This window comes from Archaeoglobus profundus DSM 5631, from assembly GCF_000025285.1.
GTDB classification, from domain to species: Archaea; Halobacteriota; Archaeoglobi; order Archaeoglobales; family Archaeoglobaceae; genus Archaeoglobus_B; species Archaeoglobus_B profundus.
On sequence record NC_013741.1, the window covers coordinates 1,130,636 to 1,156,649 of the forward strand.

35 protein-coding genes are annotated in these 26,014 nt (G+C 43.0%); 8 read left to right on the forward strand and 27 right to left on the reverse strand.

The features are described from left to right. Genes ARCPR_RS06610 through ARCPR_RS06635 form a run of 6 tightly spaced genes read right to left on the reverse strand, consistent with a single transcriptional unit; the run spans nt 1 to nt 6,245 of the window. Nucleotides 1-999 carry a TAXI family TRAP transporter solute-binding subunit gene (locus ARCPR_RS06610; protein ID WP_012940701.1) on the reverse strand — a complete coding sequence of 333 codons (999 nt, stop codon included), beginning with the start codon at nt 997-999 and terminating at the stop codon, nt 1-3. 3 nt (nt 1,000-1,002) lie between these two features. Then, entirely contained in the window at nt 1,003-3,015 is a 2,013-nt protein-coding gene (locus ARCPR_RS06615) for a TRAP transporter permease (protein WP_012940702.1), read from the reverse strand. Next, entirely contained in the window at nt 2,940-3,443 is a 504-nt protein-coding gene (locus ARCPR_RS09400) for a DUF1850 domain-containing protein (protein ID WP_012940703.1), read from the reverse strand. Before ARCPR_RS09400 ends, ARCPR_RS06615 begins: the two co-directional genes overlap by 76 nt. After that, nucleotides 3,440-4,303 (reverse strand): CBS domain-containing protein, encoded by an 864-nt coding sequence (locus tag ARCPR_RS06625; RefSeq protein ID WP_012940704.1) that lies wholly within the window; start codon nt 4,301-4,303, stop codon nt 3,440-3,442. Before ARCPR_RS06625 ends, ARCPR_RS09400 begins: the two co-directional genes overlap by 4 nt. 11 nt (nt 4,304-4,314) lie before the next feature. After that, entirely contained in the window at nt 4,315-5,346 is a 1,032-nt protein-coding gene (locus ARCPR_RS06630; RefSeq protein ID WP_012940705.1) for a branched-chain amino acid ABC transporter permease, read from the reverse strand. Beyond that, complete coding sequence (locus tag ARCPR_RS06635; protein ID WP_012940706.1) at nt 5,331-6,245, reverse strand: branched-chain amino acid ABC transporter permease; 915 nt, start codon at nt 6,243-6,245, stop codon at nt 5,331-5,333. Before ARCPR_RS06635 ends, ARCPR_RS06630 begins: the two co-directional genes overlap by 16 nt. A 99-nt stretch (nt 6,246-6,344) precedes the next feature. Here ARCPR_RS06635 and ARCPR_RS06640 point away from each other — a divergent pair, with 99 nt between their 5' ends. From ARCPR_RS06640 to ARCPR_RS06650, 3 genes are read left to right on the forward strand one after another with little or no spacing between them, the layout of a single operon-like run. Next, nucleotides 6,345-7,727, forward strand: coding sequence for an ABC transporter substrate-binding protein (locus ARCPR_RS06640; protein ID WP_048084895.1), 1,383 nt, complete (start codon nt 6,345-6,347; stop codon nt 7,725-7,727). Continuing rightward, nucleotides 7,724-8,476, forward strand: a complete 753-nt coding sequence (locus ARCPR_RS06645) for an ABC transporter ATP-binding protein (RefSeq protein ID WP_012940708.1) — start codon at nt 7,724-7,726, stop codon at nt 8,474-8,476. Before ARCPR_RS06640 ends, ARCPR_RS06645 begins: the two co-directional genes overlap by 4 nt. A 1-nt stretch (nt 8,477) precedes the next feature. Further along, a complete protein-coding gene (locus ARCPR_RS06650) occupies nt 8,478-9,185 on the forward strand; it encodes a branched-chain amino acid ABC transporter ATP-binding protein (RefSeq protein WP_012940709.1) in 708 nt (235 codons plus the stop codon). Here ARCPR_RS06650 and ARCPR_RS06655 read toward each other — a convergent pair. Genes ARCPR_RS06655 through tuf form a run of 3 tightly spaced genes read right to left on the reverse strand, consistent with a single transcriptional unit; the run spans nt 9,182 to nt 11,755 of the window. Continuing rightward, entirely contained in the window at nt 9,182-10,099 is a 918-nt protein-coding gene (locus ARCPR_RS06655) for a ribonuclease Z (protein ID WP_012940710.1), read from the reverse strand. The two genes, ARCPR_RS06650 and ARCPR_RS06655, sit on opposite strands and share 4 nt — an antisense overlap. Nucleotides 10,100-10,135: 36 nt before the next feature. Next, a complete protein-coding gene (gene rpsJ / locus ARCPR_RS06660) occupies nt 10,136-10,456 on the reverse strand; it encodes a 30S ribosomal protein S10 (RefSeq protein WP_012940711.1) in 321 nt (106 codons plus the stop codon). A 27-nt stretch (nt 10,457-10,483) separates the two neighbouring features. Further along, nucleotides 10,484-11,755 carry a translation elongation factor EF-1 subunit alpha gene (gene tuf / locus ARCPR_RS06665; RefSeq protein WP_012940712.1) on the reverse strand — a complete coding sequence of 424 codons (1,272 nt, stop codon included), beginning with the start codon at nt 11,753-11,755 and terminating at the stop codon, nt 10,484-10,486. Between the two features lie 83 nt (nt 11,756-11,838). Between tuf and ARCPR_RS06670 the strand changes: the two genes are divergently transcribed. From ARCPR_RS06670 to ARCPR_RS06680, 3 genes are read left to right on the forward strand one after another with little or no spacing between them, the layout of a single operon-like run. Then, entirely contained in the window at nt 11,839-12,231 is a 393-nt protein-coding gene (locus ARCPR_RS06670) for a universal stress protein (protein ID WP_012940713.1), read from the forward strand. A gap of 31 nt (nt 12,232-12,262) precedes the next feature. Continuing rightward, the gene (cutA, locus tag ARCPR_RS06675) at nt 12,263-12,571 is read left to right on the forward strand and encodes a divalent-cation tolerance protein CutA (RefSeq protein ID WP_012940714.1); all 309 of its coding nucleotides are present in this window, start codon (nt 12,263-12,265) and stop codon (nt 12,569-12,571) included. Next, the gene (locus tag ARCPR_RS06680) at nt 12,568-13,263 is read left to right on the forward strand and encodes a nucleotidyltransferase domain-containing protein (RefSeq protein ID WP_012940715.1); all 696 of its coding nucleotides are present in this window, start codon (nt 12,568-12,570) and stop codon (nt 13,261-13,263) included. Before cutA ends, ARCPR_RS06680 begins: the two co-directional genes overlap by 4 nt. On the opposite strand, the gene ARCPR_RS06685 is transcribed toward ARCPR_RS06680, so the two are convergent. Genes ARCPR_RS06685 through ARCPR_RS06695 form a run of 3 tightly spaced genes read right to left on the reverse strand, consistent with a single transcriptional unit; the run spans nt 13,223 to nt 16,597 of the window. After that, a complete protein-coding gene (locus tag ARCPR_RS06685) occupies nt 13,223-13,924 on the reverse strand; it encodes a queuosine precursor transporter (protein WP_012940716.1) in 702 nt (233 codons plus the stop codon). The two genes, ARCPR_RS06680 and ARCPR_RS06685, sit on opposite strands and share 41 nt — an antisense overlap. A 32-nt stretch (nt 13,925-13,956) precedes the next feature. Beyond that, nucleotides 13,957-15,792 (reverse strand): aldehyde ferredoxin oxidoreductase family protein, encoded by a 1,836-nt coding sequence (locus ARCPR_RS06690; protein WP_012940717.1) that lies wholly within the window; start codon nt 15,790-15,792, stop codon nt 13,957-13,959. 46 nt (nt 15,793-15,838) lie between these two features. Then, nucleotides 15,839-16,597, reverse strand: coding sequence for a DUF483 domain-containing protein (locus tag ARCPR_RS06695; RefSeq protein WP_148208694.1), 759 nt, complete (start codon nt 16,595-16,597; stop codon nt 15,839-15,841). Between the two features lie 50 nt (nt 16,598-16,647). Here ARCPR_RS06695 and ARCPR_RS06700 point away from each other — a divergent pair, with 50 nt between their 5' ends. Both ARCPR_RS06700 and ARCPR_RS09505 read left to right on the forward strand, forming a co-directional pair. Continuing rightward, nucleotides 16,648-17,301, forward strand: coding sequence for an adenylate kinase (locus ARCPR_RS06700; protein WP_012940719.1), 654 nt, complete (start codon nt 16,648-16,650; stop codon nt 17,299-17,301). A gap of 115 nt (nt 17,302-17,416) precedes the next feature. Beyond that, nucleotides 17,417-17,608: a DUF2116 family Zn-ribbon domain-containing protein gene (locus ARCPR_RS09505; protein ID WP_012940720.1), complete on the forward strand. Its 192-nt coding sequence runs from the start codon at nt 17,417-17,419 to the stop codon at nt 17,606-17,608. Here ARCPR_RS09505 and cmk read toward each other — a convergent pair. The 15 genes from cmk to rplX are packed head-to-tail and all read right to left on the reverse strand — an operon-like array spanning nt 17,561 to nt 26,014. Further along, nucleotides 17,561-18,118 carry a (d)CMP kinase gene (gene cmk, locus ARCPR_RS06705; RefSeq protein WP_012940721.1) on the reverse strand — a complete coding sequence of 186 codons (558 nt, stop codon included), beginning with the start codon at nt 18,116-18,118 and terminating at the stop codon, nt 17,561-17,563. The genes ARCPR_RS09505 and cmk overlap by 48 nt on opposite strands. A gap of 4 nt (nt 18,119-18,122) precedes the next feature. After that, complete coding sequence (locus tag ARCPR_RS06710; RefSeq protein WP_012940722.1) at nt 18,123-18,740, reverse strand: DUF106 domain-containing protein; 618 nt, start codon at nt 18,738-18,740, stop codon at nt 18,123-18,125. Further along, entirely contained in the window at nt 18,740-20,242 is a 1,503-nt protein-coding gene (secY, locus tag ARCPR_RS06715) for a preprotein translocase subunit SecY (protein WP_012940723.1), read from the reverse strand. Before secY ends, ARCPR_RS06710 begins: the two co-directional genes overlap by 1 nt. Nucleotides 20,243-20,244: 2 nt before the next feature. Next, nucleotides 20,245-20,778, reverse strand: a complete 534-nt coding sequence (locus ARCPR_RS06720; RefSeq protein WP_012940724.1) for an uL15m family ribosomal protein — start codon at nt 20,776-20,778, stop codon at nt 20,245-20,247. A 5-nt stretch (nt 20,779-20,783) separates the two neighbouring features. Then, nucleotides 20,784-21,260, reverse strand: a complete 477-nt coding sequence (locus ARCPR_RS06725) for a 50S ribosomal protein L30 (protein WP_012940725.1) — start codon at nt 21,258-21,260, stop codon at nt 20,784-20,786. Between the two features lie 6 nt (nt 21,261-21,266). Continuing rightward, nucleotides 21,267-21,875, reverse strand: a complete 609-nt coding sequence (locus tag ARCPR_RS06730) for a 30S ribosomal protein S5 (protein WP_012940726.1) — start codon at nt 21,873-21,875, stop codon at nt 21,267-21,269. A gap of 1 nt (nt 21,876) precedes the next feature. Further along, nucleotides 21,877-22,437 (reverse strand): 50S ribosomal protein L18, encoded by a 561-nt coding sequence (locus ARCPR_RS06735; protein WP_012940727.1) that lies wholly within the window; start codon nt 22,435-22,437, stop codon nt 21,877-21,879. Between the two features lie 4 nt (nt 22,438-22,441). Further along, nucleotides 22,442-22,885, reverse strand: coding sequence for a 50S ribosomal protein L19e (locus ARCPR_RS06740; RefSeq protein ID WP_012940728.1), 444 nt, complete (start codon nt 22,883-22,885; stop codon nt 22,442-22,444). A gap of 5 nt (nt 22,886-22,890) precedes the next feature. Next, nucleotides 22,891-23,286: a 50S ribosomal protein L32e gene (locus tag ARCPR_RS06745; RefSeq protein ID WP_012940729.1), complete on the reverse strand. Its 396-nt coding sequence runs from the start codon at nt 23,284-23,286 to the stop codon at nt 22,891-22,893. Between the two features lie 9 nt (nt 23,287-23,295). After that, the gene (locus ARCPR_RS06750; protein WP_012940730.1) at nt 23,296-23,835 is read right to left on the reverse strand and encodes a 50S ribosomal protein L6; all 540 of its coding nucleotides are present in this window, start codon (nt 23,833-23,835) and stop codon (nt 23,296-23,298) included. Between the two features lie 10 nt (nt 23,836-23,845). Continuing rightward, nucleotides 23,846-24,235, reverse strand: a complete 390-nt coding sequence (locus tag ARCPR_RS06755) for a 30S ribosomal protein S8 (protein WP_012940731.1) — start codon at nt 24,233-24,235, stop codon at nt 23,846-23,848. 6 nt (nt 24,236-24,241) lie between these two features. Next, nucleotides 24,242-24,400: a 30S ribosomal protein S14 gene (locus ARCPR_RS06760; protein WP_012940732.1), complete on the reverse strand. Its 159-nt coding sequence runs from the start codon at nt 24,398-24,400 to the stop codon at nt 24,242-24,244. Nucleotide 24,401: 1 nt separating this feature from the next. After that, on the reverse strand, nt 24,402-24,944 hold the full coding sequence (locus ARCPR_RS06765) for a 50S ribosomal protein L5 (protein ID WP_012940733.1): 543 nt from the start codon (nt 24,942-24,944) through the stop codon (nt 24,402-24,404). A gap of 3 nt (nt 24,945-24,947) precedes the next feature. Then, entirely contained in the window at nt 24,948-25,646 is a 699-nt protein-coding gene (locus tag ARCPR_RS06770; RefSeq protein ID WP_012940734.1) for a 30S ribosomal protein S4e, read from the reverse strand. Nucleotides 25,647-25,651: 5 nt separating this feature from the next. Next, a complete protein-coding gene (gene rplX / locus ARCPR_RS06775) occupies nt 25,652-26,014 on the reverse strand; it encodes a 50S ribosomal protein L24 (protein ID WP_012940735.1) in 363 nt (120 codons plus the stop codon).

A 26,014-nucleotide genomic window follows, 5' to 3' on the forward strand; every position in this document is an offset into this window, starting at 1 on the left:
TTAGATAAGACCTTTTTCCTTGTAGAACTTCTCAGCACCAGGGTGTAATGGTATAGACATACCGTCTAGCGCAGTTTCAAGTGTTATGTCCTTAGCTCTCTGGTGTGCCTCTACAAGCTCATCCGTATGTTCAAATATTGCCTTGGTTACCTTGTAGATGATATCCTTGGGGATATCCTCTCTAGTAGCAAGCATTGCCATGACTGCAACGCTCTTTACATCCTTGTCAAGACCCTTGTAAGTTTCAGCTGGTATGATGTACTGCGTGTAGAATGGATACTTCTCCTTAAGCTTCTCGTAAATCTCGTCTGGCACTTCAACGATGTAAACATCTCTGACAGATGCCAGCTCCATGACAGCAGATGTAGGAACTCCAGCAACTATGAATCCAGCATCTATAGTTCCATCCTTCAAAGCGTCAGCAACCTCTTTAAAGTTCAAATACTCAAAATGCGTATTACTCTCATTAATTCCGGCCGCTTCTAGGATTTGCAATGCGTCCACCGCAGTTCCACTTCCCGGTGCACCAACAGCAACCTTCTTACCCTTCAAATCGTATATCGTCCTGATTCCTTTGTCCTTCAGCGTTACGATTTGAATGACTTCTGGATAGAGTGTGGCAATTCCCCTTATGTTCTTAATCGGGTTGTCCTTGAACATTTCAATGCCGTGATAAGCGTAGTAGGCTATGTCATTCTGGAGTAATGCCAATTCAGCTTCTCCCGAACCCAGTTTTCTGGCATTGGCAACAGATGCACCAGAAGTTACGGCTGTAGCCTCAACACCGTCAACGTAAACGTATTTGTTTATTATGTTAGCCATGGCTCCACCAATCGGATAGTACGTTCCAGCAGCACCACCAGTCAAAATTGTCAGATGATAAACTTCTGGAGTTGTTGCTACTGGCGTAGTTTCAGATGGTTTTTCTGGGGCCTGCTGAGCACATCCAAGAATTACAATTGCACTAAGCAGAACAAAAAACACCAAACTTTTCCTCATATTTTACTTAAGCTCACGATAATTTTTAAAGTTTTTTGAACTCTTGAGGTAAGCGGCAGTTATGAGGAAAAGGGTTAACCCTAAAATTCTAAATAAGTTGTCTGGAACGAGCATGAGAAATCCGTAAATAGTCAATGCAATTCTCAACGGTAAATTGCACTTCCTGAAGAGGTATCCTATAGTTGCACCATTTATACTTACTATCGCCAGTGCTGTGAACGCGAGAACCGTTATTAGCGTTAACACATCCGATAAAGAACCTGCGCCTATCAGAAGAAGTTGAGGTGTTAGTACAAAGACGTATGGGACGATGTATTTACCGATACCTATCTTGAATGCGTTTATTCCCGTCTTCCACGGATCGCTACCAGCTATTGCCGAACCTGCGTAAGCTGCAAGCGCAACCGGTGGCGTAAGATCTGCAGCAACTCCAAAGTAAAAGACGAACATATGAGCTGGTAATATCAGTTCTGGATGGTTAACAAGCTCTCTTACACTCATTCCGTAAACATCAGCCAAGAAAGAAATTATCGCTGGTGCAGCGATTGTGCTGGTAATTATGTAGTTAGCTGTCGTCGGAACGCCCATTCCAAGTATCAAAGAGACAATCATTGTTAGGACGAGAACTATCATAAAGTTTCCCTGAGATAAATCCATTGCTATTCCGGCTATCTTAAATCCCAGTCCGGTTAGGGTAACTACTCCAACTATTATTCCGGCGGAGGCACATGCCATTGCAACTGCGACAACACCTCTACCGCCACTGCTCAAAGCATCGATTATGTTCTTTAAAATCCTCTTGAGAACAAGGCGCCAAGGCTCTTTAGCTTTTAGATTTTCGTAAATTGGTTTTATTACCATTATTGCGACAACTACAGCTATTGAATAGACCGCACTTAACACCGGTGTATATCCGCTTGCAAGCATGTATATCAAAACTGCAAGGGGTAAAAGGTAGTACCACCCTCTTTTCAAAACATCTCTAACTTTCGGAATCTCTTCATCCGAAAGTCCTCTAAGATTCTCCTTCCTAGCCTCTAAATCCACAGCAGTAAAAACGCCGAAGAAGTAAAGTATGGCCGGTATCAACGCGCACAGTGCAATTTTCGAATAGGGCATACCGACGAATTCAGCCATTATGAATGCGGCAGCACCCATTATGGGTGGCATTATTTGACCTCCAGTTGAAGCTGCGGGCTCTACTGCACCGGCGAACTCGGGCTTGTATCCAACTCTCTTCATCAGGGGTATTGTGAAAGAGCCAGTTGTTACGGTGTTAGCTACCGAACTACCAGAAACCATACCCATCAGGGCACTTGCGACAACGGCAGCCTTGGCGGGACCTCCTACAGCTCTACCAGTCAAGGCTATTGCCAAATCTATGAAGAACTTTCCAGCACCAGATTTTTCTAGGAATGCACCAAATATTACAAAGAGAACGACAAATGTTGCTGATACAGCTAAAGGCGTGCCAAAAACACCCTCTTTCGTCAGGTAAAGGTGCTCGAGTATTTCTTTCCAAGAGTAAGATGGATGGGAGAGAAAAGGAAGGCTGTCTCCAAATTTTGCATAAAGTATGAAAGCAACTGCCACGATTACCAAGGCGGGGTTTACAGCCCTCCTCGTAGCTTCGAGAACGAATATTATCCCAAGTAAGGCAATAATGTAGTCCGTGAGCGTGTAACCTATTGCCGCTCTCTTTAGGAGCTCTGTGTAGTTAAGAGCTATATAGGATGCCACGTAAAATCCAATAGCAGCTAAGATAAGATCGTAAATTGGAATTCCTTCTGATTCATCCCCCCTTCTCGCTGGAAACAGCAGGAAGGTTAAGGCTATTGCAAAAGCAAGATGTATTGATTTAACAATATCTAGCTGAAGTAACCCCGTGTAAGAGCCGTTTATGATGTGAAAGAGGGAAAATACGGATGATACCGCCAATACTAGGACTGCTTGCCATCCAGACAATCTTCTTTCATGGGCAAACTTTCTTTTAATCTTTGAAAGATCCACTGCCATAGGTCATCAACCCTTAGCTTTACCAGAGTGCCGAAATTGTCGAGTTTAAGAGTTTTGTTATCTACGCGGAGTGTGTAGTTATTGAAGTCGTACGTTGATACATAAAAGCTTCTGAAACTCTTGTTAAATCTGTAAACTATGTAATAGTCTTCAAAAGTTAAGTTCCCGTAATAGGGCAAACCCCAACCGAAAGATTTGCTCATCGCCTTCTTAAGAATTAAATTTCCATCGTAAACTTCGTAAACTTCAATGTAATCGAAGAGTTCGACGGAGTGAACGAACTTCAGTGTAACGATTGTGCCATCTTTAATTAACATTTGCTGAACGTTTCTGTCACCTTGAACAGTTAGGACGTTGTAGAGGGAGATGTAGTAAATCAGAATTAGGGTGGAGAAACAAAAAAGTATAAGTAAAAAAATTTTCTTCATATCTCAAGCAAGACCTTTATCAATCCTTTATCCTTCACTATTCCACATATTCTGTCCATATGATCCAAAACGGGTATGTGATCTACATCATTCCTAATCATTTCCTTGGCACACTTTGAAACGGTGGTCTGAGGATATACGTAAGCTGGTTTCTTCATGAAATTTTTAACGGGATCCTTCGGTAGTTTCAGAACGCTAACTTCAAAGAACTTGGTAACGTAATCTCTCGTGCCCTCCCAACTCCACTCATCGTCAACATCACTTGATGAAGAGTACTGCGTTTTCTCAATAAACTCCTCTATCAAACTTTCAGTTAGCATGATCTTCTCATCCACCAAACCAACAAGTTTAGCGTTGTCATCCAAAACGGGGCATAACTCCGAACCACTAAGCCTCATAACTTCTCCACACACATTTAAAGGCATACCGTCCCAAACGCACACAACTTCGTTACACATGTAGTCTTTAACTGGCTTCTCTATATTCATCTCAGCAATCTTCTTTATGATGTTTCTAACCGTTAGAAATCCAACGAGCTTACCCCTTTCAACAACTGGAAGTCTCCTAAATGGGTTTTTTAAGAATATTTCAACTACCTTCTTTATGCTGTCGTTAGGTTTGACAGTAACCGGATTTTCGGTCATCAGTAAAGCTAGCTGATCCTCCTCTATCTTTCTCAGAAGATCCTTTATGGTGACGATTCCTACGAGCTTACCGCTTTTTAGAACTGGTGCTGCAGAGACGTTGTGCTTCTTCAGGATCTCGAGAACCTTATCTCTCGTGCTTGGAAGTTCCGCATAAATTACATTTTTAGTCATAACATCCTTTACCTTCATTATGTCGTCCTTTGGCAGCACCATTATTTAAAAAGCTAACCCTTCCTCATTCTCCCTTTGATAGGCTTAGTCGCTATAGGTTTCTCCTTTATGAGTCCTTCAGGTCTGTAGTATAATATCAACAGAGTTACCGCACCGAAGAGCATGTATCCCAGCCAAGTGGAAGAGAAGGGAATGTGCAAGAGAGTTTTTATCTCGAACTTATATGTTTCAAGTAGAACTTTTGTTGTAGCAAAGACAAATGCTCCTGCCAGAACTCCCCTGTTGTTACTCAGACCACCAAGTATTATCATTAGGAACGGTAAGAATGTCCAGTAGAATCTACTGTAAAGGTTCAATATTCCCGCAACGTTTGCCGTATATAATGCGTAGAGTGCTCCGGCGAGAGCGGCAATTCCAGAACCTATTGCCACTATTTTAACTCTTAATACCATTATATCTCTTCCAAATGCTTTAACAACATTCTCGTTTTCTCTCATTGCCCTTAGAATTCTACCGTAGGGTGTATTCAGAAGCTTCTCAGCAAAGACGAAGACTAGAAACGCCACAACTAAGATAATACCTATAAAGACAACATCTCTACCACTGGGAACAAAATTCAAAACGTCTGGTATTGAGACGCCGTAATAACCACCGGCAATGTCCGTGCTGTAGTAAAGTATCTGCAAAACTACTTCACTTATCGCTAAGAGTGTTATCGCAAGGTAATCCTCAGATAGCTTAGCGCTTGGGAGTATAAATATCGCACCGACCAGCATTCCGATTAGACAAGCAATGACGAGGGAAAGAATAAGCAACCCTATTCCAAAGAGCGGGTTGTGTGCAATTATATCGTTTGCAATTGAAGAGGCTTGACCACTCGCAACGAGAAACTGACCATTTACATTGAACATGAACATGAGTAGCCTTACAACTACGCCACCAACAGCTACGGCCCCAACAACAACGGCCAAACATCTTCCAAAGTTAGGTATTCCAGCATATCCGTACTCCAAGTTTAAGCTTATTGCTACTATCGCGTAGAGTCCAAACCAAAACAATACTGTGGTTACTATCTCCCAAGCCATTTCAATAACCTCCTCCACCTTATACTAACGATTCCTTTTGGAGCTATCAGGAGAGTTGCGATTAGTATTGAAAGGGGTATGACTTTACTGTACGAAAGAATAGCTGGTCCGAAGTACAGTGAAAGTGCATAAGATGCAAGGCTCTCCGAAAGACCTACGATGTATCCGCCTATTACTGCACCTAACAGACTGCTTAAGCCACCTACGATGCTTGAAGCAAAGATTGAAACTATTAAGACATCACCCGTTACCGGGAATATCTGCTGTTTAAATGGCAAGATTCCTCCCGCCAATCCAGCCAATGCACCTGATAAAAACCAAGAGAAAAGGCGAGTATATTCCACGTTTATTCCCATTATCTCAGCTAGGGCAGGATTTTCCATCGATGCTCTAAGAGCTATACCAAACTTTGTCTTATATAGCAAGAAAGTCAGAAATACGATTGTAAGCAATATAACCAAGCTTGAAACTACAAGTCTGCCGTGAAGTCCTACAACGGGAAAGTCTAAGGGTGTAAATAAGAAATTGGTCGTGCTTTTCTTTGTTATGGAGGATAAAAATCCAGAGTAAGCCCCTATAACTCCCAAGAGAAGAATATCCCAAGCGAGTGTTGCGATCATAAGCGTTACGACAGAAGCCCCCCTGCCTATAAGGGGTCTTAGAGCGATTAAGTACGTTGCCAATCCGAGCAAACCACCGAAGAGAAAACACAGTGGTAGGGAGTGATAAGGATGTATGTTACAGATTTGCAGGAAAGTTAGAGCTACATATGAGCCAAAAACTGCGAACGAACCTTGAGCAAAGTTGGGAACAGACGTAGTTATGTATGTGATTGTGAGACCTAATGCTAGAAGAACCATGAGATTTGCGTAAATTAAGGCACCTTCTATGAGAGCCATGAATTTTCGCCGCTATAACGTTATAAACATTTTTCGATTATAAACGTTTTTCGATTTCAAATGAAAAGGTTTTAATTCTAAATGATTGTTCATGAAGTCATGAGGAAAGTTTGGGTCTTGTTAGCAATTGTGACAGCCCTCTTGTTAAGTCCCACCGCCTTGGCAGAAAAGCAGACTATAAAGATCGGAGTGCTAGTTGACCTCTCTGGAGACCTCTCAACCTATGGTAATGACATAAAAGACACGTTATCCATAGCTAAGGACAAGATAAACGAGTATTTTGAAGAAAAAGGATTGCCGTATCAAGTTGAATTCGTTGTCGAAGACACTCAGATAAACCCCACAAGAGCGCTTGAACTCACACAGGAACTCTATAGTAAGGGTATAAAGCTGATAGTAGGGCCAATGGGTAGTGGAGAAGTTGCAAACATAAAAGGCTTTGTTACAAACAACAAAATTATAATAATTTCGCCATCATCAACTGCACTGCCTCAGATAATTGGATTTGCTAAGCCCGAAGATAAGAAGTACATCTTCAGATTCGTTGGAACCGACGATCTGCAGACCGATGCAATTACGGGTGAGCTTAAGGATCTTGGAATAAAGGCAGTTGTAATAGTGTATAGAGACAACGCTTGGGGTAGAGGACTTTACGAGTGCATAAAGCCGAAACTCGAAAATGAAGGAATAGAAATTGGTGAAGTTATTCCTTATCCAGATCAGATTCCAACAGACTGGTCAACCCACATAGCGAGCGCTGAGAATGCCGTTAACGATTTGCTAAAGAAATACAACACCAAAGAAGTAGCCATAGTCGCGTTCAGCTACGAAGAAATCTTCACAATGATGGCTCAGGCCGATCAGAATTCCGTGCTGTTCAAAGTCCTATGGTTTGGATGTGATGGTACAGCAAAGAGTGACAAAATAAGTGATGTGTGTGGCAAGGTTGAAAAGGTCGGAATGTATTCAACGCTGTTCAGCTCCAAGGGTAAGGCTTACGAAGAGCTTGTTGAGGAGTATCAAAAGAGAGGATTTGGCGAACATCCGTATCAATACGCATTGAACGCATACGACGCTGCATGGGTTCTTGCATTGAGCTATGTCGAGGTTATAAACAAGACTGGTAGTTACGATCCAGACGTAATGGCTGAAACAATTCCAGTAGTTACGGAGAAGTACAGCAACGGTGAATACGGCGTTTACCCGGTCAGCGGTTACATAAAGCTAAATGAGTGGAATGACAGAGCAAGTGGTGACTACGCAATATGGTACGTAAACGACCAGTGCGAGTGGGATCTCGCTGGAATCTGGAAGTTCGAAACAAAGACGATTGAGTGGATGCATAAGCCAAGCGCACCAGTTGTAACAGAAGAGACCACGACGGCAACGGTTGCAACAACAGAGAAGACGCCCGGATTTGAAGGAGTCCTTGCAGTAGCGGGATTATTGGCAGTTGTTTACGCAATAAGAAGGAGAGCATGAAGATTCTGAAAACAGTTTCTCTTTCCAAATTTTTTGACGGTTTAAAGGCTCTTAACAAAGTCAACATCGAAGTCGATAGGCAAACATTAACACTCATAATAGGACCAAACGGTTCTGGCAAGTCAACCTTCATAAACACGATCTGTGGATTCTACAAGCCAGATGAGGGAAAAGTCTACTTTGAGGGCAAAGATATAACGGGCTTACCACCGAACAAGATATACGAGCATGGAATAGTTAGAACTTTCCAAACCCCACAACCACTTAAGAAGCTTACAGTTCTTGAGAATCTCATCATCGCAGAAAGACACGTTGGAGAAAATGTCTTAAAGGCTTTAAGATATTCGAGCTGGCTTAAGCAGGAGGAGGAACTTGTCGAAAGAGCCTTTAAAACGTTGGAGTTTCTGAAGATAGACCACTTGTGGGACAGAGAGGCTTACAAGCTGAGTGGAGGTCAGTTGAAGCTCGTAGAAGTTGGGAGAGCTTTGATGACTAATCCCAAGATGATCGTTACAGATGAACCTATAGCCGGAGTAGCTCCAGCTTTAGCTCATGAGATCTTTGATAGGTTTGTCGAGCTCAAGAAGAAGGGGATAACTTTCTTGATAGTCGAGCACAGACTTGATATAGTCATGAGTTATGTCGATTACGTCTACGTCATGGCGAGCGGTCAAGTCATATCGCAGGGCAAGCCAGAGGATGTAATGAACGATCCAAGGGTTATTGAAGTTTACCTAGGAGGTGATTGATTTGATAAAGATAGAAAACTTGAACGCTGGATACAGGGAGTTGCACATACTCTTCGATATTAACGCTGAAATGCCTAAGAACAAGATAACTACAATAGTGGGACCGAACGGCTCTGGCAAATCTACACTCCTCAAAGCCATTTACGGGCTAGCAACTATATATTCGGGAAGCGTTAAGCTAGACGGGAAAGATATAACCCATGTACCCCCTCACGACAAGGCTAGATTGGGATTAGCCTATCTACCTCAAATAGAGAATGTGTTCGTAAATTTGACTGTGATGGAGAACCTGAAGATAGCGGGATACATCCTCGAAAAAAACGAGCTTGAAGAGAGAATAAAAATGGCCCTTGACTTCTTCCCGGAGCTGAAATACTACACCAATAGAAAAGCAGGAACGCTAAGTGGTGGTGAGAGGCAGTTCTTAGCAATCGCAATGGCTCTCGTAAAGAACGCCAAAGTTATAATGCTCGACGAGCCTACAGCCCAACTCTCGCCAAAGTTAGCCGAGACGGTTTTTCAGAAGATCGTAGAGCTAAGAGATGAACTTGGATTAACAGTTGTTTTGGTCGAACAGAATGCCAAGAGAGCCTTAGAGATCAGCGATAAGGCTTACATGCTAATAAGTGGAAGAGTAGTATTTGAAGGAAGTGCAAGAGATTTGCTCGAGCACGAGAAGTTTGAAAGATATTGTATGGGCTTAACCTAATCTCTATACTTCACTTCTATACTCATAAAGTCTTCAGCAACCACAACGTTTTCAAAGATTTCTTTAGCTTCTTCAAGAAGGGGCGTAGCATCTTTCGAATACCTCGCACTTATGTGAGTCAATATCAGTTGCCTAACGTTCGCTCTCTTGGCAATTTCAGCTGCTTCTCTTGCGGTAGAATGCTTTGTCTGGATTGCCCAATCCTGTAAATCGCTTGTGAAGGATGCATCGTGTATAAGCAGGTCAGCATCTCTAGCCACTTCAATCGTTCTCTCTGTTGGTCTTGTATCTCCTGTGTAAACGACTTTTCTACCCCTCCTTTTCGGCCCAACAACCATGTCTGGCGTTATTATTCTGCCGTTGATCTCTATCGCTTCACCCCTCACAAGCTTAGAGTACAGTGGGCCGGGCGGTATTCCCAAAGCCTCAGCTTTAGCCCTATCGAACTTACCGGGTCTATCCCTCTCTATTAAGGCGTATCCCAAGCTTGGGACGATGTGATCAGTCTTAAATGCCAGAATCTTAAACTTGCCAAAATCGACTTCGTCCCCATCTTTTAATCCGTAAACCTCTATCGGGTAATTCAGGTTGTGATAACCAAACATTCTGAAAAGAGTTTTCATAAAATCGACATTCTCTTTTGGAACGAAAACTCTCAATCTCTCGGTTCTCTCATTCAAAGACATCGTTTCGATTAAGCCAAAAATTCCGATGAAGTGATCTGTGTGAAGATGAGTTATGAACACACTGTGTATTTTAAAACCCGTTTTTGCAATCATCATCTGTCTCTGCGTCCCCTCTCCACAATCGAATAGTAATCTTATTCCTTCAAATTGAATGAGAATTGCCGAAGGATTTCTATTTGGTGCTGGAACCGTTCCAGAAGTTCCCAAGAATGTGACTTTGAGAAGCATGGAGGAATTTATCGTTAAGAATTTAAAATTTTAAAATTAGCTCTCCAAGACGATTTCAATGTTTACATCTTTAGGAACCTGAATTCTCATTATCTGCCTCAGAGCTCTCTCATCTGCTGCTATATCTATCAACCTCTTGTGTATTCTCATCTCCCAGTGGTCGTATGTTTCACTGCCCTCTCCATCCGGAGCCTTTCTCACTGGAATGACCAACCTTCTAGTGAGTAACGGAATCGGTCCGCTTATGGCAACTCCAGTTTTGTTAGCTATCTCTTTGATCTGCTGGCAGATTCTGTCCAAATCCTTTGGATTTAGGCCAGAGAGTCTTATTCTCGCCTTTGGACCTTTAATCGGCATGACTATCACCAAAAATAAAAAAGAAAGTTACTTCCTTGGAGTCACATCAATTACCATTCCAGCTGCGATGGTCATACCCATGTCTCTCACTGCAAATCTGCCAAGTGGTGGGATGTCCTTGACTCTTTCGATTACCATTGGTCTCGTTGGCTCTAGCTTGACAATTGCAGCGTCACCAGTCTTGAGGAACTGTGGGTTCTCCTCTTTGACGGCACCGGTCCTTGGGTCAATCTTCTTCTGCAACTCAACAAATCTGCATGCAACCTGTGCTGTGTGCGCGTGAACTACTGGTGTGTAACCGACTGTGATAGCTGTTGGGTGCTGTAGTACGATTATCTGAGCGGTGAAGTCCTTTGCGACTGTTGGCGGGTTGTCCAAGTGTCCAGTTACGTCTCCTCTCCTGATGTCCTTCTTGCTAACACCTCTGACGTTGAAACCTATGTTGTCTCCCGGCTTTGCTTCCTGCAATGGTTCGTGGTGCATTTCAATGCTCTTAACTTCTCCAACGACACCTGGTGGCTCGAAGATTACCTTGTCTCCAACCCTCAATACTCCACTCTCAACTCTTCCAACTGGAACAGTTCCAACACCCTTGATTGAGTAGACGTCCTGTATTGGTATTCTCAACGGCTTGTCGATCAATTTAACTGGTGGCTTGAGCATGTCGAAAGCCTCGAATATCGTTGGTCCGTTGTACCACGGCATCTTGTCACTCCTCTTGTAGACGTTGTCACCGTAGTAAGCTGAAACAGGTATGAATGGCACTTCCTCAATCTTGTAACCTACGAGCTTGAGCAACTTTGCAACCTTCTCCTTACACTCCTCAAACTTCTTCTGGTCGTAGTTTACTCTGTCCATCTTGTTCATTGCAACGATTATCTGGTTTATACCGAGAGTTCTTGCAAGGAATACATGCTCCTTAGTCTGTGGCTGTACACACTCAGCTACATCTACGACGAGTATAGCTGCATCAGCCTGAGATGTACCGGTGATCATGTTCTTGATGAAGTCTCTGTGACCTGGGCAATCGATAATCGTTACAATGTACTTGTTAGTCTCTATTTTCCTGTGAGCTACGTCAATCGTAACACCTCTTTCTCTCTCTTCCTTCAACCTGTCCATTACCCAAGCGAACTCGAAAGTCGCTTTACCTTTCTGCTCAGCCTCCTTTCTGTACTGCTCGATTATGTGTGGTGGTATCTGCCCCGCCTCATACAGCAATCTACCAATCAGTGTGCTCTTTCCATGGTCTACGTGTCCAATTATAGCCACGTTTATGTGCTCCTTCTCCTTTGCCATATCGCAAGGTTTGAGAATGGGTATATAAAACTTTCAACCACACAAAAGTAAACTATTTGACCCACATAGATGCTATCAAAACTATGAGCATAGTTGTGGGTTTGGATGGTTCTGATCGAAGCTTTAGAGCTCTTAGGTTTGCTTTGGAAGAGGGAAAGCTAAGAGGAGTTAAAGTTTACGCAGTGCACTCTCTATTCGGTGGAGATCGAACCGATATGGGAGATATTGAAAGGGGAGAGAAAATACTCGAAGAAGCCAGAAAGATTGCTGAAGAGTACGGTGTGGAGTTCGAGGCCAAGATGTTAATTAGAGGAAAGAGCCCGGGTGAAGACATAGTCGAATTTGCGGAGGAAGTGAATGCAATAATGATAGTTCTGGGAATGAAAAGGAGGTCGTTGATGGAAGAGGTCATACTTGGAAAGGCTGCGAAGTACGTTGTGGTTAAGGCCAAACAACCGGTTGTTCTGGTCAAGTAAAACTTTAAAACACTCGAATAGAACGGCAAATATGTTCGTGTTCATATACATAACCGCAAGAGATTTTGAAGAGGCTAGAAAGATCGCAAGACATCTTTTGGAGAAAAAGCTCATAGCTTGCGCAAACATATTTCCAGTGAGATCGATGTTCTGGTGGGAAGGAAATATTGAGGACTGCATTGAGTTTGTCGTTATTTGTAAGACAAAAGCTGAAAAGTTCAAGGAGATAAAGGAGGAAGTCAAGAAGATACACAGCTACGAAGTGCCTTGTATATGCAGTTTCGTCGTAGAGGAGGGGTTGAGAGAGTTTCTAGACTGGATAGAAAAGACGGTACAATGAAAGTTGCGACTTATAGAGGAAGAGGAGAGGTAGTGTACACAAAGGAGCACTGGAAAATTTTGAAGGAAAAGAGAAAGAGGGCAAAAGAAGTCATGGAGAGATTGAAGAGCTTTGGAATAGAATCCATAGTTTATGGATCCGTTGCAAGGGGAGACGTTAACAAGAACAGCGATGTCGATATATTCATTCCACACCAAGTGCCCTCTTACAAGATAGAGCTCGCATTGGAAGGTTTTGAAATTCTTGAGAGGAGAATAGTTCAAGCAACTCCGAACTACGCTATAAAGGGTGAGTTCGTTCTGACTGATAACACAACTGTAAGCTTTCCACTCGTCAAGATGAGAGAAAATGAACTCGATTTTTATAGATTCGGAGGTTGCCTAGATTATCAAGAAATCTTACAGGATAAGAGGATAGCTGGTGTCGATAAGAGACTAGTTCTGATAATTCCAACTAAGAACGGACACATAGAAATACCCGTAAGCGATGTTCAGCCAAGCTACGTTGCAAAAGTGCTTGGCGTGAGCTTAGAGATAGTTGAAGAGAGAATACGAGTTTTGGAGAAGAGAAGAGAAATTGGAAGGACAGGAATATTTCTGTGTGAATCTGTTCCATCCTTTACGAGCTTTGAAGCACATTTGATGGAAATAGCTAAGAGCAACCCGATGGTGAGGAAGAGGCTGTTTTCATGAAGCTGCTTGCGATGTAGATAAATGGAGTGTCCAGCAAGGCTATAATCACTTTAACTATGTACTGCCCGAATATCATGCCCGCAATAGTCTGAAGGGGGAAAGTTCCGTAAAATGCAAGTGTTATAAAGATTGTCGTGTCTATGGCTTGGGAAACTACAGTTGATGCGTTGTTTCTAAGCCAAAGGTATTTACCTTTTGTAACTTTCTTCCAGAAGTGGAAGGCGTAGACATCGTGCATCTGAGATACGATATATGCTATGAGGGAGGCAATGATTATTCTGGGAGTTTGAGAAAGAGCTTTTGAGAAAGCTTCAGAAACTTCAATTGCGAATGGAGCAGGCTCCCAAATTAAAACGAGGTTTAAGGACATTAAAGCTATTAGATTTGCAAGAAATCCGCATATAACCGCCTTCTTCGCCACTTCCTTTCCATAAACCTCGCTTATTACGTCTGTGACGAGAAAAGTTGTCGAATAGACTATAACTCCAGCAGGGACAATGAAACTGCCAACTGCGACTATCTTGTTAGCTAGAATGTTCGCCAAAACTGTTAGGGTTGAAAATATTCCTACCGCTATCTCGATACCATACCTCCTAGAGGTTATGACCGTTAAAGTTACCGCAGCTAAAGTTACTACAGCCCAAAGTACGAAGTTGAGCATGAAAAAACTGGGACAAAAGTGTATTAAAAAATTTATGGGATATCAAGCTCCTTTAGCTTCTCCGGTGTTGGCTTTCCATCAACCCATCCTCTGAGCTTGTAGTATTCTTCCTTCATCTTGTCAAGCTCAACAACATGTCCCTTAGCTGGACCCTCGGGCATGGGTTCTTGCAGAAGCCTCTTGGGCAGTGTATCATCCTTTCCATTGAATCCGTACTCGTTGATTATAAGCCTCTCTAGGTTGTATATTCTCTCTCCGATCTTCATTACCTCTTCAGTTGTTAAATTCCAGCCAGTTACAGCCGATAGTAGCTTTGCGTAATCTTCAGCGCCTAATGCAAACGTTGAGAAGAGACAGTTTACAGTTGAATTAACCACGCACGTGAAGTCTTGGAATGTCTTAACCCACTGCGCCTTTCCTTCTATCGTGAGAGAATCTATCTTCTCTGGCAATCCAAGTATCTCTGGAGATATAGTGTATCCGGTTACATGGCACCCTCCCCTGTTCGCAGTTGCGTACGTCAAACCGATACCCTTAGCTCCTCTCGGATCGTAAGCTGGTAGTTCCAATCCCTTAACGCTCATAGATAGTTCTGGAGCTCCAAACATCTCAGCCAACCTCTTGCTACCCAAAGCAAGGTACTTTCCAAATCCAGACTTGTAAGCAGTTCTCCAGATCATCTCAACCATAGCAGCAGCGTTTCCAAATCTCAGATCAACACCTTCAAGCAGTTCTTCTGGAATGTATCCTTTTTCAACCAGCTCCATTGCACATGCAATCGTTGAACCCATCGAAATCGTATCTAAGCCCAGTTCATCACAAAGGTGGTTTGCCTTTATGACTGCATCCAACTGCATAACACCAGTTGAATTGCCCAAAGCCCATATAGACTCGTATTCAGGCCCTTCGCTGTACAAAATCTGGAAGCATCCTTGCTTAACAGCTGTAACCCTTCCACAACCAATTGCGCAACCCCAGCATGATTTGTTCTTTATAAGATACTTCTCAGCCAGAGTTTCACCGCTTATTTTATCAGCCTCAGGATTCACTCCAGTCTGCCAGTTCTTGAATGGTAGAATTCCAGCATTGTTTATTACGTTGACAAGGATAGCCGTTCCGTACTTTGGCAAACCTTCACCGGTAACAGGGTTCTTCTTTATCTTGTTCATAGCCTCCTTTGAAACCTCATCGAACTCATCTGGCTTTGCTGGCTGTGGTCTTTCATTACCACCTACTACAATCGCTTTAAGCTTCTTAGAACCCATTACAGCACCAACACCAGTCCTACCAGCTGCTCTGTGCTCGTCATTCATTATGTTTGCAAAGTATACGAGGTTTTCTCCAGCAGGGCCTATGCAGGCTACGCTACACCTCTCACCCACTCTTTCCTTGAGTGTTCTCTCAGTATCAAATACGTTCATACCCCATATGCTCTTCGCACACTTTATCTCCGCATGACCATCCAAAACTTCAAGATAGACAGGCTCTTCAGACTTTCCTTCGATAACAATCATGTCGAATCCAGCAAACTTTAGGAAGGGTCCCCATCTCCCACCTGAATTGGCACTTGCAATTGAGCCAGTTAAGGGCGATCTCAAAGCCATCACGTGATATCTTCCAGATTTGGGAAATCCAACTATTCCAGTTGCAGGGCCTGTAGCAAATATCAGAACGTTTTCCTCTCCAAACGGGTTTATATCTCTTGGAGAAATTCCCTCTTTTTTATACCTCTGCAGGTAGTCGTAGAAGATTCTAACGGCGTAACCCTTTCCGCCCAAATACTTTCTGGCAATATCCATATCTATTTTTTCGGTTTTAACTGTGCCATCACTAAGGTTTACTTTCAGAATTTTACCCATATATCCCATACAAAATGTTTAACTCGAATAGACAAAAACCTTCCCAAATAACCGGTCATGCATATCGCCTAAGGTAATCGATCTCAAACCTTACAGGATCTTTTCTAAATTCGTTCACAATACTTTCAGCTTTTCTTTTAAGATCACCTAAGGATTCTACAAACGAGTGCACAACCTCTCCAAAATATGTTTTTGGATGTTTGAAGCTTTTGTAGACTTCGAAGACTGGCACTAAGAGATTCAGGACATTCAGAACGATCTTGTAGCGATACTTCGGATTGTACTCAACAAGCATCCTCCCCACATTCAGCGCTCTTTTACAGTCAAGTTTGCAAGGATAAAAGTTCATGGTGAATAGGGAGTATGATTTTTCAGGTAAGTTAGGTTCTGGGAAGTTTTCCAGAACTTCTACAAAGACTCCTTGATCGATACAGTCTAATATGACATCCTTTTCAGGAGACTTTCCTCCAATCTTCTTTTGCGAAAAAGACTTAGTACAGCACTTAGGATAGCCCAAGAGCTTACCTTCTAGCATGATCATTTTTTTAACGTTGTTTGAAGTTGGATCCTTTTCAAGAGATTCAATCCTTTTAAGGATGTCTAAGGCCTTCGTTCTTTCTTTGCATATGTAAAAGGACAATCTATTGGTTAGAGAAAGAGTTATGGGATCAAACAACCATCTGTACGTTATTACAGAATAGCCCATCCTCCTCAAATGATCCAAGTCGTCTCTACTCAAAAGAACTGCCTGAATACAGTTGGATACTCCAGCCTCTATCCTTACCAACTCTAATGAAACTGACGGATTGAGCATCAAATCGTTTAAAATCAAAAGCTTTAAAACATTTTTAACAAGTTGCACCTATGAACATCATTCTGTTAGGTCCCCCAGGGGGAGGTAAGGGAACGCAGGCAAAGAAAATTGTTGAAAAGTACGGAATTCCGCATATAGCAACTGGAGATATTTTAAGAGAGGCTGTTGCTAAAGGAACAGAGCTCGGTAAGAAAGCTAAAGAGTATATGGATAGGGGAGAACTTGTACCAGATGAAATAGTGATAGGCATAGTCAGGGAGAGGTTAAAACAGCCAGATTGTGAGAAGGGATTTCTCCTCGATGGATTTCCACGAACACTCAAGCAGGCTGAAGCTTTGGATGAAATGCTCAAAGAATTGGGCAAGAGCATAGATGCGGTGATATACATAGATGTCCCGGAGGAGGAGGTTGTTAAGAGAATAACTTACAGAAGGACATGCAGGAACTGTGGAGCTGTGTATCATCTAATATATGCTCCGCCCAAGGAGGACAACAAGTGTGACAAGTGTGGAGGAGAACTTTACCAGAGAGACGACGATAAAGAGGATGTTGTCAGACAGAGGTTTAAGGTCTATATGGAGAACACGGCTCCACTAATCGAATACTATGAAAAGAAGGGGATACTCTACAGGGTCGATGGAACTAAGAGCATAGACGAAGTCTTTGCCCAAATAGATGAAATCTTGCAAAAGATTGCAAAATAATTTTTTAATTTTATATATTTCAAAACAGCCAAAACTATTTCTAAGAACTTTTCTATTGAGAATTTAAGAAGGGATCGAGAAGCAAAATTTAAAAAGGATTTGATGGACTGACATTATGCCCGGTATCGTTCCTCACAGGCACTGCATAGTTTGTGGTAAGGCTATAGAACCAGATCAAACCTTCTGCAGCGATGATTGTAAGCAGGTTTGGGAGAAGGAGAGAAAAAAGCAAAGAAACTTCTCGTTGATAATGCTAGTCTTACTGTTTCTGCTCCTGTTTATGATAATCTTCACGACGCCTCACTAGCTCAAAAGCCTTTAAAATTATTTCAACAATCTCCTCCGGCTTAAATAACCCAGAGTTTATTGCAATGTGATAGACGCTTATATCGTCGATGTCTATGCTGTAAAACTTCTTGTATCTTCTCTTTTCAAGCTCCTCTCTCCTCTTGGTCTCAACCCTAGCTCTGCTAAGCTCTATACCTTCTCTTTTAGCTATTCTTTCATACCTAATCTCTGGATCGGCGTAGATCCAAACTTTAAATGCATCCTTTATCATCCATCCCGAAAGCCTACCCTCAACAACTACATTTTCCTCTTTTTCAGCCAACTCTCTCTGCATTCTATCTATGTATATGTCGATATCTGGATTTTCCTCCGCGTATCGACTGAACTCCTCTAAAGACATACCTCTCTCCATTGCAAGCCTTCTGAAAACTTCTCCGGCAGATATAAGCTTCCAACCTAGCCTTTCAGCTAAAAGTTTTGCAACCGTTGTAGTTCCACTTCCAGGCAATCCAGATATCGTTATTTTCATACTATCACTCCTGAAGAATTCTTCTAAATATCTGGCCTACAGCAATTGAGCAGAGTATGTACCAGAACAACCACCAAGGAAGTATGAACGCATCGCTAACGTGAATATCCCCTGCGAAGGGAACTGTAACGATGAAATGACTAACGATATTTGGATAACTTCCAACGTTTGATAAATCAAGATGAGCTATGTCGTAAATCACGTACCAGAGCCAAACCCAAATTGGTATAGTTACGACTACCGTGTAAAACATCGTTCTGAAGTTCATGTTCATCAATTCTGCTTGAATCTTGTTTATCTCAGCTTTTTCCTTCTCCAGTTGCCTAAGAAGAAACTGATTGTTTTCTTTGACTGCCTTTAGATACTTCTTCTGGAATTCAGCGATTCTCTTTTGAGCTTCTATCATAAACTTGTGATCGACTGTAAATCTCTGAATTATAGAAGAGTAGAGAGCAGTGAGAGTAGCCAGAACGAATATGACAATATGTATCTTACCCAAACTCAAGAGGGGATGCAGTATTGGATCTACTAGCTGGGCTAGGCTTATTCTAAAAGCTGGGAAAAATATGCCTACCATGAATGCAATTCCAATGAACATTACGATGTTTTTAACTATCTTCATCACTCCTCACCCAAGAACTTCCTAAGCATGGGGTGCATCTCTGTAAGTTGTTCTCTCGTCAGATCCTCGTAGAACCTGTAGGCTATACTAACTGCTAAGAGTAAACCAGTTCCACTAACGTTTCCAACCGTACCGAGCATGTTCGCTATCAAGGTAAGTACACCGATTATTGCACCGCCCAATATTGTTACCTTAGGTATGTACCTGCTTAAAATTCTCTCGAGAACCTGTGGTGACTTTCTAAATCCGGGGATCTGAAGACCTGATCTAGCAATCTGGTTTGCAACAGTTTTGGCATCCATTCCACTCGTTTCAACCCAGAACTTCGCGAAGAGTATACCACCTACAATCAGTATGGTTGCATCGATTATAAGGTGAAGTATTATCATCCAATCTGGCATGTCCGCAAAGTAAGGGGCGAGGCTGTTTCTGCTGGGATCCTTAACAAATGCTGGAACCCAGTCGTAGGGGCTATTAACCGGAGAAAGTAAGTACATTATCCCGGATATTGGTGTTGCCGTTCCTGGAGCATACTCGCCCAAGAACTTTACACCGTTGTTGTACAGCATGAAACCGACAGAAACTATGAGCGCCTGCAAAGCTCTTACAAATATCATTGGCAAAACGCTCGCATATATCAGCTTTATGGGGAATCTACCTCTTGCGCCCCTAACCAAATGATGTGCTAGAGGAATTTCGACTCTCGTTCCTTCAGCAAAAACAACTAATAATATTATAATTATTGTTGTTATTAATGCAAGTATTCCTCCATCTACAAACAAAGTGATTAAGCCGTCTGTGGACAGCAGATATTCCAAGGGATAATTCTGGAACATCCATACGAGCCTTGGAAATACGCCGGGAGGCATTCCTCCCTGCGGATTGAACCAGTTGAATAATCCTACAACTATGGCCTGAGATATGCTCGCTAGAATGAACAGACTGACTCCACTACCTATACCCCATTTCGAAACAACCTCATCCATGTAAACTATCAGAACTCCGCCTATGAACAGCTGAAGGAATATGAGGAATGATAATACACTGGGAGGAACTCCAAGAGCATTTGCAACATCAAGATTGGGCTTGAGCAAACCTCCGACAACTTGAGGAAAGGCCTCTAAGGCTATCATCACAAATACCAAAAACCTCTGAAAGTCTTGATAGGTTGCTCTATCCTCCGGATTGGTCAAATCCAAACTTATGATACCAGCACCAACCAAAAGCTGTAAGACTATTGAAGCCGTAACAATTGGTCCAATACCTAATGCCAAAATTGAACCTGTTGCACCGGCAAAAAATGCCCTGTACTGGGCAAAGATGTCTATTGAAGAAGGATCCAAACCAAAAACGGGGACGTTTACAAGAATGAAGTAGAGGAGGAGAATAGCAACCGTCCAACCGAATTTCTCTTTAAATGGAACGTGGCCCTTTGGTCTCTCTACACTCGGTATTCTTTCGAAGTAGGGTTGCAATCTCCTCAGGACATCGTTGATGTCCATACCTACCCCTCTGTGATAACCCTGCCCCCAACACTCTCGATCTTCTCCACAGCTTTGGGTGTAGCGCTCTCAACCTTTACCTCTATCTTCTTTGTAACTATTCCACTTCCAAGCAATTTAGTGTATCCGAGCTGTGTTAAATCAACAAAGTATTTGTCGTCCTTCTTTTCGGCCAATCCAAGCTCTACAAGTCTATCGATTATTTCATCAAGATCGGATACGTTCAGATCAGGTCGTGAATAGAGGAACTTGTAGGTGTAATCGTCTAATTTACCTTCAGCCTTCAAGGCTCTCAGAGTTCTCTTTAAGTGGTTGATCATCCTGTACCTCTGTGTAACCTCTACTGGCCTTGTAAATCCGTACTTACCGAACTGATACAAACCCATTTTAGCCAACTTAATGAACTTGATGTACTTGTGCTTGTGCCTTCCAGCGTTACCTCTACCACCCCTGCATCCTGCCCCCCTGTTTCTGTCGTTCTGACCTTTACCGTGTGTCCTCGATCCCCTAAACTTCTTGACCTTCTTCTTTGGCATTCACATCACCTCATCTTGTAGAGGAGTTTGCAGATATCCTTACCGTGATAACCCAAACTTCCCATCGGGTAGTGCCACTTTATGTTCTTAAGACCTCCTCTTGGAGGATGCAACCTGAATACTGGTTTCAATCCCGGTACATCTTTCAAACTCGCTTTACCCTCAATAACGGCTTTAGCAAACTCTTCGATGGAGTTGTAACCCGTCTTTTCCTTTATGTACTCATCGGTTAGAGGTTTGTTTCCGACCAACCTACCTCTATTTCTCAGAAGCATTGCCAAGGTTTCGGCATCTATTTCACCGAATGCAACGTAATCCTTTACAACCTGAAGCATTCCCCTGTAGGAAGGAGTATCTGGAACTATTACACAGTGATACCTCTTGTGCAACCTGAGCATTGCCAGCGTGTCCTTGATCTTCCTAGCAACGCCCACCTGCCCTCTTAACCTAACCACAGCTATGAGCTTGTTGCCGTTGTTCATACCTTATCACCTCTTTATAAACATGGTCTTCTTCAGAGCATCAAACGTTGCTTGAGCAAAGTTTATTGTTGTTTTCGTCTGACCCCTTGTGAATGTCCAGACGTCCTTAACACCAGCAAGCTCAAGAACCTTCTTAGCAACTTCTCCAGCTACAATTCCCAAGCCCTTCGGTCCCGGCATCAGTGTAATCCTTACACTTCCACACGATCCCGTAACCTTACATGGAATTGAATGCGGTTCTCCGCATCCACACTCCCAAGAACCACATCCTCTCTGAACCTTGAATATGTTGAGCTTTGCATCGTTTATAGCCTTTTGAATAGCTGGTGCTACTTGAGAAGCTTTACCCACGCCAACTCCAACGAATCCGTCCCTGTTTCCTACGACTACAGTAACCCTGAACTTCGTCCTCCTACCACTGTCAGTCATCCTCTGTACCATTGAAATTTCAAGCACTTCATCCTGCAAATCTGGTAGTAAAGCATCAACTATCTCAGGCTCCTTCAAAGGTAACCCACTGGCTAAAGCCTCATCCATCGTCTTGATCTTACCCTCGTAGACAAGTTTACCCAACCTCGTTTTTGGAGTCCAACCCTCAGGAATCTGAACCTCCATATCAACCACCCAATATTCTTTCTTTAACTTCTTCAACGTGCTGAGGCAATTCCGTTGGCTTCAAACCTCTCCTCTCATAATCGCCAAACAGTTCGGGCCTCATCTCATAATACTGAGCGATGTGCTCTCCTTTTATACGTGAATCGTCGGGCAAAATTTCGGGATCGTGAGGAACATTCAACCCGGCTTCAACTGCACCTCTAAGCACTGCAAATACTCTTCCACCTCTCGTCGGCGTATGCAATCCTATGTCAAGAATTGCCTCCTTAATACCCTTTTCAAGAGCCTTCTTAGCGACGAGCAGTCCGGTTAGGTAGCAGGCGGGTGTGTTGTTAAGGTCTCCCTTCCAACCGTATTTTGTAAGCATGGAGGAATCGACACCCACCAAGACCCTATCTCCCTCAGGATGATACTCTACGATCTGGGCAATAACTCTCCTGTTGGTTATCCTAACCACTAGCCTTGGCTTTCTTGAGAGGAGTAACTTGAGCCTCTTCCTGTAGTTTGTCTTCCCTTCTCTCCTCCTCCTGTAAGGAACCTTATACCTCGGACCTTTGGCCATGTGATCACCTCGATAGCAACTGCTCTATATAAGCGTTTAGGTGCGATACGCTCCTGAACTCTCCTCCCTTCGCCTTCAAATACAGCATTCTATAGGTTCTTCTATCAATAACGCCCTTATCTCTGAGCTCCCTCAACCTCTTTCTCAAAGCCCTTATCCTCATAATCCAAGCATCTTTCCTTGACAACCTAGCGGTCTTCTTACCTTTTCTACTACCGTGTCCTCTCCTCCTTCCCTTTCTCTTTTGCATCTTTCTGTAGTTGATCCTAACCCTGCAGACGCCCTTTACGGGCTTCCTTTTTATCAATCCCCTTTCAATGAGCTCCCTTATATCATCTTTAGTTGCAGCTGATGCAATTTCATCAAGGGCGGTAGGATCGAACCAAACCCTGTTCATCCCACACTCCAAAACCTCAGCTGCCAACCTTCTCTGCAATCTCAGGTCCATGATGATCACCTCTGCATTGGATTCAAAACTTTAATCCCGAGCTCTTTCGCTTTCTCCTCAATGGCAAGCCTCTTCTTCATTCCAACGCATGAAGCTATCCTAATTGCTTGCCTCTCTCTATCGACTTTTTCCAAGTCTTTAACGTTGTAAACTAGGACTTCCTCGTATCCAGACGGATGCAGACCTCTAACAGCTTTAGGAGAGCCAAATCCTACGTTAACGAGAATCCTACCGCTCCACTTACCTCCATACCTCTCTCTCCATTTGCTGTGCAGCCCTTTTGGTCTTCTCCAGCCTTTATCCCTCAACCTAAGTTTTGTATGAGCGTAAGGGTGCCTGAAGTCTGGTTTTCTTGCCTTTTGTCTCATCCTGACCTTCAACAACCTCTTAATCTCCTCCATGATATCACCTCACTTAGGCTTCTCAACTATGTAGATGCCATCTTGGAAGACCCTCGGATCTTTATCTTTTATCTTGGTGGCTTGCTCCAAGTTCGCTGCAGTCTGTCCGCATTCCTCCTTATCAATCCCTTTGACTATTATTTCCTGCCCCCTTATTTCCACTTGAGCTCTTCCAACTATCTTAGCCCTTCTCGGATGCTTTTCACCCAAGAAGTTCTCTATGATAACTTCGTTACCCTCAACTCTCAACTTTATGGGGAAGTGAGCGTAAACGACCTTGAGCTTATACTCGTAACCGTCCTTAACACCCTTAATCAAATTCCTGATATGCGCGGCAAACGTTCCAACCATAGCTTTAAACCTTCTCCTATCCTCGTTAGCGTATACTCTTACTTTTCCGTCGTCCTTTTCTATGTAAACTCCTCTGAATTTCAGAAATCGTGAGTTTTCACCCAAAGGACCTCTAGCTGTGATGACGTAACCCTTAGCCGTATCACCCTCAATTGAGAGTTCAACGCCTTCTGGTATCTCTACTACCCTCTCTATCATGGCAATCACCTCAGTAGACGTAAGCAAGCAAAACCCCTCCAAGTCCCTTCTCTATAGCTTCCTTCTGAGACATTACTCCCTGCGTCGTGGAGACAATAAGTATTCCAAAGTCCCTCGCTGGCAGAAATCTCTTCTCAAATTTCTCGTACTCTGTCTTTTTAACTGAGTAGCGAGGCCTTATTGCACCGCAGTCGTTTATCTTACCACTCAATTCAACGACATATATTCCACCTTTATGATCTTCTATATATTCAAATCCTTTAATGTAACCGTGCTCCTTCATAACTCTAAGGACGTTTCCGATTAGCTTTGAAGCTGGCTTTATCTCGCACTTGCTTTTACCTACTCTCTCCGCATTCTTTATTGCCGACATGGCATTTGAAAGTGTGTCTACACTCATAGGCCATCACCAGAGCTTCTTAAATCCCAATTCACTTGCAACTTCCCTAAAGCACTGTCTACAGAGGTAAATACCGTACTTTCTAATCAATCCCCTCTTCCTTCCGCATCTTCTGCATTGATTGGCTCCTCTTCCAAATATCTTGTTCTTTGGCTTGCTCGCCATATCACACCACCTCCACACCCAGAGATCTCAACCATTCAATCGTTTCCTCCTTGGTTATTCTGTGCTTACTACCAACCTTAGACCTGCATCTTCTCCTCCTAGCAACCCTGTAACCTCTTCTCTTCAAAACTACGCAGACATCCATACCGAATATACCTATATCAGGATCGTAATCTACACCGGGCAAATCGATGTGCTCCTGAATACCGAATGAGAAGTTGCCAGCATTGATTGATCTTCTGCTGAGTTTGAACTCCTTAACCTTTAGAGCCTTCATGAGGAAGTCCATAGCCTTTTCTCCTCTCAATGTAACCTTAACACCTATAGCCTCTCCCCTCCTTATCCCGAAGTTCCTGATAGTTTGAGTTGCGTAAGTTGGAACGGGCTTCTGCCCGGTCAACTGTTCGAGTAGAATCATAGCCTTCTTGTGCCTCTCTCCGCTCTCTCCAACACCTATGTTTATCACTACCTTGTCTAGGATAATCTCCCTCATTGGATTCTCTTTCTTCTCCTCAGATTTGGCCTCAGCTTTAGCCTCTATCATTCACTACACCCCCAGATCTATCACAGGTTTCTCATCATCCTTCTTTCCGATGACGAAGACGTAATCCTCTATGGTCGTAAGCTCCCTACCCTCGACCTCAACAGTCACTAGATTTGGCGAAGAGCTTCTAACGATCTTGTAATCCTTTATTCTACCTATCTCACCAGCGTGAGTTCCACCCGTTATCATGACGAGAGCACCAATCTCGAACGGCAGATAATCTACTATCTTCTTTTCCGGAATCTCCATCAGAATGCTGTCTTTAGTCTTAAAACTGTTGTCTCCTAAGACGTTTGTTCCATCAAACAGGTTTAGCTGAATTCTTCCGCCTTTAATCGTCGTCTTGTTTACAATCTTGTAGAGCTTCAGGTTGTCGTCTTCAATCTCTATCGGCACATACCTACCCTTCTCATCAAAGACCATTCTGTAACTCTTGTTCAGCTTGGGTATCTTTATGACGTCAAATAATCCTACAGGGAACTTGTAATCCTTCCTTGGAACTCCATCAACAAGTATCTCACCACTTGCTATTATCCTCCTAGCCTCTCTTGCCGTATCAGCTAGCTGGAGGTAATCTCTAACGACTATGAGTAGAGGCACGGCTTCCTTGTTATGTGGACCGGGCGAAGGCTTTACAGTCCATTTGAAGATCTTTCTCGGGATCTTGTATGTTTTAGGGGCGGATAACCTCTTCTGGTGCATATTACTCACCTCTCAAGGATTTTCTTCCTAACCTCATCAATCTCACCCAAATCGATTATCATGACATTTGACGGATGAATTGGAACGTAAACTTCAGTTCCATCTGCCTTTTTCCTCGTAACTCCATCAACGTAAATTCTGATCTTTTTCATATCTACTTCAACAACCTTTCCTTCGTGTCCCGCAAATTCTCCTCTCATTATTCTGACCTTGTCTCCCTTCCTGATCCTGATAGCTCTCTTTCCGTACTTCTTTCTAAGCTCCTTTGATAACGTAGCATGGAGTAATCTGTGCCTCTCATGGAGCTTGGATGTCTTGTAAAGCCACCTTCTCCACTTTCTTGGCTGTTTAGACTTCGGAATTGGCAT

Bases quoted from the DNA above. Each gene is read 5' to 3' on its own strand.
- ARCPR_RS06610 (WP_012940701.1), bottom strand. From the start codon at position 999: ATGAGGAAAAGTTTGGTGTTTTTTGTTCTGCTTAGTGCAATTGTAATT.
- ARCPR_RS06615 (WP_012940702.1), bottom strand. From the start codon at position 3,015: ATGGCAGTGGATCTTTCAAAGATTAAAAGAAAGTTTGCCCATGAAAGA.
- ARCPR_RS09400 (WP_012940703.1), bottom strand. From the start codon at position 3,443: ATGAAGAAAATTTTTTTACTTATACTTTTTTGTTTCTCCACCCTAATT.
- ARCPR_RS06625 (WP_012940704.1), bottom strand. From the start codon at position 4,303: ATGGTGCTGCCAAAGGACGACATAATGAAGGTAAAGGATGTTATGACT.
- ARCPR_RS06630 (WP_012940705.1), bottom strand. From the start codon at position 5,346: ATGGCTTGGGAGATAGTAACCACAGTATTGTTTTGGTTTGGACTCTAC.
- ARCPR_RS06635 (WP_012940706.1), bottom strand. From the start codon at position 6,245: ATGGCTCTCATAGAAGGTGCCTTAATTTACGCAAATCTCATGGTTCTT.
- ARCPR_RS06640 (WP_048084895.1), top strand. From the start codon at position 6,345: ATGAGGAAAGTTTGGGTCTTGTTAGCAATTGTGACAGCCCTCTTGTTA.
- ARCPR_RS06645 (WP_012940708.1), top strand. From the start codon at position 7,724: ATGAAGATTCTGAAAACAGTTTCTCTTTCCAAATTTTTTGACGGTTTA.
- ARCPR_RS06655 (WP_012940710.1), bottom strand. From the start codon at position 10,099: ATGCTTCTCAAAGTCACATTCTTGGGAACTTCTGGAACGGTTCCAGCA.
- rpsJ (WP_012940711.1), bottom strand. From the start codon at position 10,456: ATGCCGATTAAAGGTCCAAAGGCGAGAATAAGACTCTCTGGCCTAAAT.
- tuf (WP_012940712.1), bottom strand. From the start codon at position 11,755: ATGGCAAAGGAGAAGGAGCACATAAACGTGGCTATAATTGGACACGTA.
- ARCPR_RS06670 (WP_012940713.1), top strand. From the start codon at position 11,839: ATGAGCATAGTTGTGGGTTTGGATGGTTCTGATCGAAGCTTTAGAGCT.
- cutA (WP_012940714.1), top strand. From the start codon at position 12,263: ATGTTCGTGTTCATATACATAACCGCAAGAGATTTTGAAGAGGCTAGA.
- ARCPR_RS06680 (WP_012940715.1), top strand. From the start codon at position 12,568: ATGAAAGTTGCGACTTATAGAGGAAGAGGAGAGGTAGTGTACACAAAG.
- ARCPR_RS06685 (WP_012940716.1), bottom strand. From the start codon at position 13,924: ATGCTCAACTTCGTACTTTGGGCTGTAGTAACTTTAGCTGCGGTAACT.
- ARCPR_RS06690 (WP_012940717.1), bottom strand. From the start codon at position 15,792: ATGGGATATATGGGTAAAATTCTGAAAGTAAACCTTAGTGATGGCACA.
- ARCPR_RS06695 (WP_148208694.1), bottom strand. From the start codon at position 16,597: ATGCTCAATCCGTCAGTTTCATTAGAGTTGGTAAGGATAGAGGCTGGA.
- ARCPR_RS06700 (WP_012940719.1), top strand. From the start codon at position 16,648: ATGAACATCATTCTGTTAGGTCCCCCAGGGGGAGGTAAGGGAACGCAG.
- ARCPR_RS09505 (WP_012940720.1), top strand. From the start codon at position 17,417: ATGCCCGGTATCGTTCCTCACAGGCACTGCATAGTTTGTGGTAAGGCT.
- cmk (WP_012940721.1), bottom strand. From the start codon at position 18,118: ATGAAAATAACGATATCTGGATTGCCTGGAAGTGGAACTACAACGGTT.
- ARCPR_RS06710 (WP_012940722.1), bottom strand. From the start codon at position 18,740: ATGAAGATAGTTAAAAACATCGTAATGTTCATTGGAATTGCATTCATG.
- secY (WP_012940723.1), bottom strand. From the start codon at position 20,242: ATGGACATCAACGATGTCCTGAGGAGATTGCAACCCTACTTCGAAAGA.
- ARCPR_RS06720 (WP_012940724.1), bottom strand. From the start codon at position 20,778: ATGCCAAAGAAGAAGGTCAAGAAGTTTAGGGGATCGAGGACACACGGT.
- ARCPR_RS06725 (WP_012940725.1), bottom strand. From the start codon at position 21,260: ATGAACAACGGCAACAAGCTCATAGCTGTGGTTAGGTTAAGAGGGCAG.
- ARCPR_RS06730 (WP_012940726.1), bottom strand. From the start codon at position 21,875: ATGGAGGTTCAGATTCCTGAGGGTTGGACTCCAAAAACGAGGTTGGGT.
- ARCPR_RS06735 (WP_012940727.1), bottom strand. From the start codon at position 22,437: ATGGCCAAAGGTCCGAGGTATAAGGTTCCTTACAGGAGGAGGAGAGAA.
- ARCPR_RS06740 (WP_012940728.1), bottom strand. From the start codon at position 22,885: ATGGACCTGAGATTGCAGAGAAGGTTGGCAGCTGAGGTTTTGGAGTGT.
- ARCPR_RS06745 (WP_012940729.1), bottom strand. From the start codon at position 23,286: ATGGAGGAGATTAAGAGGTTGTTGAAGGTCAGGATGAGACAAAAGGCA.
- ARCPR_RS06750 (WP_012940730.1), bottom strand. From the start codon at position 23,835: ATGATAGAGAGGGTAGTAGAGATACCAGAAGGCGTTGAACTCTCAATT.
- ARCPR_RS06755 (WP_012940731.1), bottom strand. From the start codon at position 24,235: ATGAGTGTAGACACACTTTCAAATGCCATGTCGGCAATAAAGAATGCG.
- ARCPR_RS06760 (WP_012940732.1), bottom strand. From the start codon at position 24,400: ATGGCGAGCAAGCCAAAGAACAAGATATTTGGAAGAGGAGCCAATCAA.
- ARCPR_RS06765 (WP_012940733.1), bottom strand. From the start codon at position 24,944: ATGATAGAGGCTAAAGCTGAGGCCAAATCTGAGGAGAAGAAAGAGAAT.
- ARCPR_RS06770 (WP_012940734.1), bottom strand. From the start codon at position 25,646: ATGCACCAGAAGAGGTTATCCGCCCCTAAAACATACAAGATCCCGAGA.
- rplX (WP_012940735.1), bottom strand. From the start codon at position 26,014: ATGCCAATTCCGAAGTCTAAACAGCCAAGAAAGTGGAGAAGGTGGCTT.